This is a genomic window from Pedococcus sp. 2YAF34 (assembly GCF_052114585.1).
Taxonomy (GTDB): Bacteria; Actinomycetota; Actinomycetes; order Actinomycetales; family Dermatophilaceae; genus Pedococcus.
In genome coordinates, this window is sequence record NZ_JBFRFA010000022.1 from 52,535 (window position 1) to 59,119 (window position 6,585).

The 6,585-nt window shown below is 69.2% G+C and carries 8 protein-coding genes; all 8 read left to right on the forward strand.

Features of this window, described 5'->3' with window-relative positions; all coding sequences use genetic code 11:
- Positions 1 to 30: 30 nt before the first annotated feature.
- Positions 31 to 750: a 50S ribosomal protein L1 gene (rplA, locus tag AB4Z02_RS12700; RefSeq protein WP_056882221.1), complete on the forward strand. Its 720-nt coding sequence runs from the start codon at positions 31 to 33 to the stop codon at positions 748 to 750.
- 176 nt (positions 751 to 926) lie between these two features.
- The gene (locus AB4Z02_RS12705) at positions 927 to 1,703 is read left to right on the forward strand and encodes a hypothetical protein (RefSeq protein ID WP_056882222.1); all 777 of its coding nucleotides are present in this window, start codon (positions 927 to 929) and stop codon (positions 1,701 to 1,703) included.
- 298 nt (positions 1,704 to 2,001) lie between these two features.
- Positions 2,002 to 2,634, forward strand: coding sequence for a 50S ribosomal protein L10 (gene rplJ, locus AB4Z02_RS12710; RefSeq protein WP_056882223.1), 633 nt, complete (start codon positions 2,002 to 2,004; stop codon positions 2,632 to 2,634).
- Between the two features lie 95 nt (positions 2,635 to 2,729).
- Positions 2,730 to 3,116, forward strand: coding sequence for a 50S ribosomal protein L7/L12 (gene rplL / locus AB4Z02_RS12715; RefSeq protein WP_056882224.1), 387 nt, complete (start codon positions 2,730 to 2,732; stop codon positions 3,114 to 3,116).
- Positions 3,117 to 3,429: 313 nt separating this feature from the next.
- On the forward strand, positions 3,430 to 4,425 hold the full coding sequence (locus AB4Z02_RS12720) for an ABC transporter ATP-binding protein (RefSeq protein WP_441971330.1): 996 nt from the start codon (positions 3,430 to 3,432) through the stop codon (positions 4,423 to 4,425).
- Complete coding sequence (locus AB4Z02_RS12725) at positions 4,425 to 5,195, forward strand: MlaE family ABC transporter permease (protein ID WP_056882226.1); 771 nt, start codon at positions 4,425 to 4,427, stop codon at positions 5,193 to 5,195. Before AB4Z02_RS12720 ends, AB4Z02_RS12725 begins: the two co-directional genes overlap by 1 nt.
- A 13-nt stretch (positions 5,196 to 5,208) precedes the next feature.
- Entirely contained in the window at positions 5,209 to 6,036 is an 828-nt protein-coding gene (locus AB4Z02_RS12730; RefSeq protein WP_056882227.1) for an MlaE family ABC transporter permease, read from the forward strand.
- A gap of 93 nt (positions 6,037 to 6,129) precedes the next feature.
- Positions 6,130 to 6,585, forward strand: a 456-nt coding sequence (locus AB4Z02_RS12735; protein ID WP_441971332.1) for an MlaD family protein, incomplete at its 3' end; no start/stop codon positions are given.

Below are 6,585 nucleotides of genomic sequence, written 5' to 3' on the forward strand. Positions count from 1 at the left end.
TCCACCGAAACACCTCATCCAGGAGCAGAAATGAAGCGCAGCAAGGCTTACCGCGAGGCCGCCTCGAGCATCGACAGCTCGAAGGCCTACGCCCCCCTCGAGGCCGTCCGCCTCGCCAAGACCAACGCCAAGGCCAAGTACGACGAGACCGTCGAGGTCGCCATGCGCCTCGGGGTCGACCCCCGCAAGGCCGACCAGATGGTCCGCGGCACGGTCAACCTCCCCCACGGCACGGGCAAGACCGCCCGCGTCCTGGTGTTCGCCAACGGTGACAAGGCCGAGGCCGCCCGTGAGGCCGGCGCCGACCACGTCGGCTCCGACGACCTGCTCGAGAAGGTCGCCGGCGGCTGGCTCGACTTCGACGCCGTCGTCGCGACGCCCGACATGATGGGCAAGGTCGGTCGCCTCGGCAAGGTCCTGGGCCCGCGTGGTCTCATGCCCAACCCGAAGACCGGCACCGTCACCATGGACACCGCCAAGGCCGTGTCCGACATCAAGGGCGGCAAGATCGAGTTCCGCGTCGACAAGCACGCGAACCTCCACTTCATCATCGGCAAGGCCTCGTTCGACGAGAAGTCCCTCGTCGAGAACTACGGCGCCGCGCTCGAGGAGGTCCTGCGCCTCAAGCCGTCCGCGTCCAAGGGCCGCTACATCCTCAAGGCGACCATGACCACGACGATGGGCCCCGGCATCCCGCTGGACTACAACCGCACGCGCAACCTGCTGGTCGAGGACGAGGCCACCGCCTGACGTCCCGCACACGCCGTACGGAGCCCGCCATCCCCTCCCGGGGACGGCGGGCTCTTGCGAGCTCCGGCGGTTATGGTTGAGGGGTACGCACCACGAGCTCCACCGGCCCCATGCCACCGCGTGCGCACCACACCACTGCGGCGACGACGCGCCGTGCCACACTCCCTGGGGGACGCATGAAGACCACCTCGATCGCTGCCGTCGCGCTGGCAGCGGCCCTGGGCCTGAGCGCCTGCGGCAGCTCCGACTCCGGCTCGGGCGCAGCCTCGAAGTCCTCGGGGACCTCGAGCAGCTCGAGCAGCTCCACCACCTCGGCGCCCTCCCTCAAGGCGGGTGACACCGTCGACGGTGCCGAGCTCGCGACCCGCATGACCGACGCCATGGTCAAGGCCGGCTCGGGTGCCGTCACCATGGACCTCGGCTCCTCGGGCAGCGCCAAGGGCGAGTTCACCATGAACGGCGGCAAGATGGAGCAGGACATGACCATGGAGATCCAGGGCCAGACCCTGGAGGTCGTGTCGGCGGGAGGCGTCATCTACATGAAGGGCCTGCCGGGCTCGCAGAAGCCGTGGGTGAAGATCGACCCCAAGGGCAACGACCCGCTGAGCAAGATGTTCGCCGGGCTCACCGGTGACATGGGCGACCCGCGCCAGCTGGCCAAGGCGCTCAAGGGCTCCAAGGCGACGGTCGTGAGCTCGTCGGCCGACGAGAACGTCTACGACGTGACCATCGACCCCAACACCCTGCTCGGCTCCAGCGGCCAGACCGCCGCCCCGTCGGCCAAGCCGGTCAAGGCCCGCTACACCCTCGACGCCCAGGACCGCCCGACCAAGATGACGGTGGAGGCCGAGGGCCAGACCATCACCATCGCCTTCTCCGACTGGGGCAAGACGGTCAAGATCGCCGTGCCGCCGGCGAGCCAGGTCGGCACCTTCCAGATGCCCACCAGCTGACGGTCCCGACTTCCGTCGCGCCGCCTCCTCGCATCCCGAGGGGGCGGCGCGATTTGGTCGGGGCCGGGGTGAGCGCCTACGCTGTCACCTGACCAAAGACCGCTCGGTTGTCGCGTGCCACCGCAAGAGGCAGCACGTGACCGAAGGTCCCACCAGGTGGGCATCCAGCGCAGGCCACGATTCACCCGCAGGACCCGCTCTCGAGCTGGTCCGCGTGCGAGCCCCGTGCCCTGTGCCCGGGGCTCTTCCCATGTGGGGCACTCACTCCGGACGGTCGCACACACGGAAGGGAGGCCACATGGCCAAGGCTGACAAGGCTGCCGCCATCGCCGAGCTGTCGGACAAGTTCCGCACCTCCGGCGCGGCCGTGCTCACCGAGTACCGCGGGCTCTCGGTGAAGCAGATCACCGCCCTGCGCACCTCGCTGCGCGGAAACGCCACCTTCGCCGTCGTGAAGAACACGCTGACCGAGCTTGCCGCCAAGGAGGCCGGAGTCACGGCCTTCGACGGCCAGCTCGTCGGGCCGTCCGCCATCGCCTTCGTCGACGGCGACCCGGTCGAGGCTGCCAAGGGCCTGCGTGACTTCGCCAAGGCGAACCCCCTCCTCGTGATCAAGGGCGGCGTCCTCGACGGCAAGGCCCTCACCCCCGAGGAGATCACGAAGCTTGCGGACCTCGAGTCCCGCGAGGTTCTCCTGGCCAAGCTGGCCGGTGCCCTCCAGGCGTCGCTCAGCCAGGCTGTCTACCTCTTCGCCGCACCGCTGTCGCAGACCGCTCGGGTCGTCGACGCGCTGCGTGCCAAGGTCGAGGCCGAGGGACCGGTGGCTGCCGCCGCCGCCCCCGCTGCCGAGGCCGCGGCCGAGGAGACCCCCGCCGAGGCCCCCGAGGCCGAGGCAACCGCAGACGTCGCCGAGGGTGGCGACGAGAGCTGATCCCGCTCGGGGCCACCACGGTGACCCCGGTCGAGCTCGGCTCACACACCAAACCGCCACTCACGGCATACGAAACACACGAAAGGACGCCCATCATGGCGAAGCTCTCCACCGACGAGCTCCTTGAGGCCTTCAAGGAAATGACCCTCATCGAGCTCTCCGAGTTCGTGAAGCAGTTCGAGGACACCTTCAACGTCACCGCTGCTGCCCCCGTGGCCGTTGCTGCGGCCGGCGCCCCGGCCGGCGGCGACACCGCCGCTGCCGAGGAGCAGGACGAGTTCGACGTCATCCTCGAGGCTGCTGGCGACAAGAAGATCCAGGTCATCAAGGAGGTCCGCGCGCTGACCTCCCTCGGCCTGAAGGAGGCCAAGGACCTCGTCGACGGCGCCCCCAAGCCCGTCCTCGAGAAGGTCGACAAGGCTGCCGCGGACAAGGCCAAGGAGGCCCTCGAGGGCGCCGGGGCCACCGTCACCCTCAAGTGACCTGAGGCTTCCCCGCTCCGGCGGGGGAGCACAGCACTCCGCGAAAGGCGGGCCCGACTCCGGTCGGGCCCGCCTTTCGCATGCCCGGACTGCCCCGACTTCTTGCCCGGCAAGCACCGTCTGGGGGTGGATTCGGGCCGGTTCCGGTGCTCGGCGGGCAACAAGTCACGGGTATGGCGCGTGGCCCGGCCAGTCCGCGGCTGGTGCGTGGCCGGCCGTAACCTCCGACCGCGCCCCTCGTTGTTCCCTGCGAACGGCCGACCGCCACCTGCGGTCGGCGCAGCACCACCCCAGGAACACGACGAGGTGAGCAGTGGGCGTTGAGATCAAGGTCGAGGGACTGACCAAGCGGTTCGGGTCCCAGGTGATCTGGAACGACGTGACCCTCACGCTCCCCGCCGGGGAGATCTCGGTGATGCTCGGGCCCTCCGGCACCGGCAAGTCCGTGTTCCTCAAGACGCTGGTCGGGCTGCTCAAGCCCGACGCCGGGTCGATCATGATCCAGGGGCGCGACCTGACCCAGCTGCGCGAACACGACCTCTACGAGATCCGCAAGCTGTTCGGGGTCCTCTTCCAGGACGGCGCGCTCTTCGGCTCGATGAACCTCTACGACAACGTCGCCTTCCCGCTGCGTGAGCACACCCGCAAGAGCGAGTCCGACATCAGGTCGATCGTCATGGAGAAGATGGACCTCGTCGGCCTGTCCGGCGCCGAGTCCAAGCTGCCGGGCGAGATCTCGGGCGGTATGCGCAAGCGCGCCGGCCTCGCGCGGGCCCTGGTCCTCGACCCCGAGATCCTGCTCATCGACGAGCCCGACTCGGGCCTGGACCCGGTGCGCACCTCCTACATCAACCAGCTGTTCATCGACCTCAACGCCCAGATCGACGCGACGTTCCTCATCGTCACGCACGACATCAACTCCACCCGCACCGTCCCGGACAACATCGGGCTGCTCTACCACAAGCACCTGGCGATGTTCGGGCCCCGGGAGATGCTGCTGAGCTCGGAGGAGCCGGTGGTCCGCCAGTTCCTCAACGCCCAGACCATCGGCCCGATCGGGATGTCCGAGGAGAAGGACGCCGACGAGCTCGCGGCCGAGGCGAAGTCCGGCCAGGAGCTGCCCCCGCTCCCGCCCATCCCGCTGCAGCTGGGCACCAGCGACGGCACCACCCGCCGAGGTGAGCGACCGCCGGGCGAGTGGTGCCGCGAGAACGGCGTCACCCCGCCGCCCGGGTCCTTCCAGTCGCACAACGCGGGCGTCCCCGGCGTCCGCGCGGACGACACCTCGACGGTGGCGGAGCCGGTCTGATGGGCAACCCCGTGACCGGCGCCCTGCGCCAGAGCGGCTCACTGTTCGCCCTCGTCCTCGACACGGTCCGGGCGATGCCCCGCCGACCGTTCCAGGCCAAGGAGTTCATCCAGCAGTGCTGGTTCATCGCCTCGGTGACGATCGTGCCGACCGCCCTGGTGTCCATCCCGTTCGGCGCGGTCATCGCCCTCCAGCTCGGCACCCTCACCCGCCAGCTGGGCGCGCAGTCGTTCACCGGCGCGGCGTCGGTGCTGGCGGTCATCCGTGAGGCCTCGCCGATCGTGACGGCGCTGCTCATCGCCGGTGCCGGCGGCTCGGCGATCTGTGCCGACCTGGGGTCCCGCAAGATCCGCGAGGAGATCGACGCCATGGAGGTGCTGGGCATCAGCCCGATCCAGCGCCTCGTCGTGCCCCGCGTCCTCGCGGCGATGCTCGTGGCCCTCCTGCTCAACGGCCTCGTCTCGGTCGTCGGTGTCGCCGGTGGCTACTTCTTCAACGTCATCATCCAGGGCGGCACCCCCGGTGCGTACATCGCGTCGTTCACCGCCCTGGCGCAGCTCGCCGACCTGTGGACCAGCGAGATCAAGGCGCTGATCTTCGGCTTCATCGCCGCGGTCGTGGCGTCGTACAAGGGCCTGACGGCCGGCGGGGGCCCGAAGGGAGTCGGTGACGCGGTGAACCAGAGCGTGGTCATCACGTTCATGTTCCTGTTCGTCGTCAACTTCGTCGCCAGCGCCATCTACTTCCAAGTCGTCCCCCAGAAGATCTGAAGGAGGTGTCCTGATGAGCAAGGTGATGGAGCTCGCCGGTCGCCCCGGCCAGGCGCTCGACAGCCTCGGCGAGCAGATGCGGTTCTACGTCCGCTCGCTCGCCTGGAGCCCGCGCACGCTGCGGCGCTACAAGAAGGAGGTGCTGCGCCTGCTGGCGGAGGTCTCCCTCGGCTCCGGCGCCCTGTCGGTCATCGGCGGCACCGTCGGCGTCATCGCCTTCCTCGCCTTCTTCACCGGGAGCCAGGTCGGCCTGCAGGGCTACTCCTCGCTCAACCAGCTGGGCACCGGCGCCTTCACCGGCTTCGTCTCCGCCTACCTCAACACCCGCGAGATCGCCCCGCTCGTCGCCGGTCTCGCCCTCGCGGCCACGGTGGGTTGCGGCTTCACCGCCCAGCTCGGCGCGATGCGGATCTCCGAGGAGGTCGACGCCCTCGAGGTCATGGGTGTGCCGTCGCTGCCCTACCTCGTGACCACCCGCATGATCGCCGGCTTCGTCGCGGTCGTGCCCCTCTACGTCCTGGGCCTGCTCTCCTCGTACGGCGCGACCCGGTTCATCGTCACCGAGTACTTCGGCCAGTCCAAGGGGACGTACGACCACTACTTCCACCTGTTCCTGCCGCCGGTGGACGTGCTGTTCTCGTTCCTCAAGGTCATGGTCTTCGCCGTCGTCATCATCCTCATCCACTGCTACTACGGCTACAACGCCTCCGGCGGACCCGCGGGCGTGGGTGTCGCGGTGGGCAAGGCCGTGCGCACCTCGATCGTGGCCATCAACATCGTCGACTTCTTCTTCTCCCTGGCCGTGTGGGGCGCCACGACGACCGTGCGGATCGCGGGATAGCTGATGACCGACACTCCTTCGACCCACGAGCCGACCGAGGCGACAGAACCGACCGAGGCGACAGAACCGACCCCGGCGACTGAGGTCCCCGAGGTGACCACCATCCCGGAGCGGCCCGTCGGGCCTGCCCGGGGGGCGATCTCCCACCTCGGCAACAAGGCGTACGGCGTGGGGTTCCTGGTCATCGTGGCCCTGCTGCTGGGGCTGTCGGTGGCGGCGTTCCAGAAGCGGTTCACGCCGGTGGTCGAGGTCACCCTGCTCACCGACCGGATCGGCTCGCAGTTGCAGGAGGCCTCCGACGTCAAGCTGCGAGGGCTGGTCGTGGGGGAGGTGCGTTCGATCGAGGTGACTGCGAGGGGGGCGCGGTTGGGGTTGGCGTTGAAGCCGGAGATGGTGGGGATGGTCCCGGCGGGTGTGTCGGCGCGGTTGTTGCCCAAGACGTTGTTCGGTGAGCGGTTCGTGGACCTGGTGACCCCGCCTGCTGGTGCGGCAGGCGCCGCGGGGGCGGGTCGGGCGATCCGGGCGGGGGATGTGATCGGTCAGGACCGG

Coding starts and splice junctions, on each gene's coding strand:
- rplA (WP_056882221.1), top strand. CDS start 31: ATGAAGCGCAGCAAGGCTTACCGCGAGGCCGCCTCGAGCATCGACAGC.
- AB4Z02_RS12705 (WP_056882222.1), top strand. CDS start 927: ATGAAGACCACCTCGATCGCTGCCGTCGCGCTGGCAGCGGCCCTGGGC.
- rplJ (WP_056882223.1), top strand. CDS start 2,002: ATGGCCAAGGCTGACAAGGCTGCCGCCATCGCCGAGCTGTCGGACAAG.
- rplL (WP_056882224.1), top strand. CDS start 2,730: ATGGCGAAGCTCTCCACCGACGAGCTCCTTGAGGCCTTCAAGGAAATG.
- AB4Z02_RS12725 (WP_056882226.1), top strand. CDS start 4,425: ATGGGCAACCCCGTGACCGGCGCCCTGCGCCAGAGCGGCTCACTGTTC.
- AB4Z02_RS12730 (WP_056882227.1), top strand. CDS start 5,209: ATGAGCAAGGTGATGGAGCTCGCCGGTCGCCCCGGCCAGGCGCTCGAC.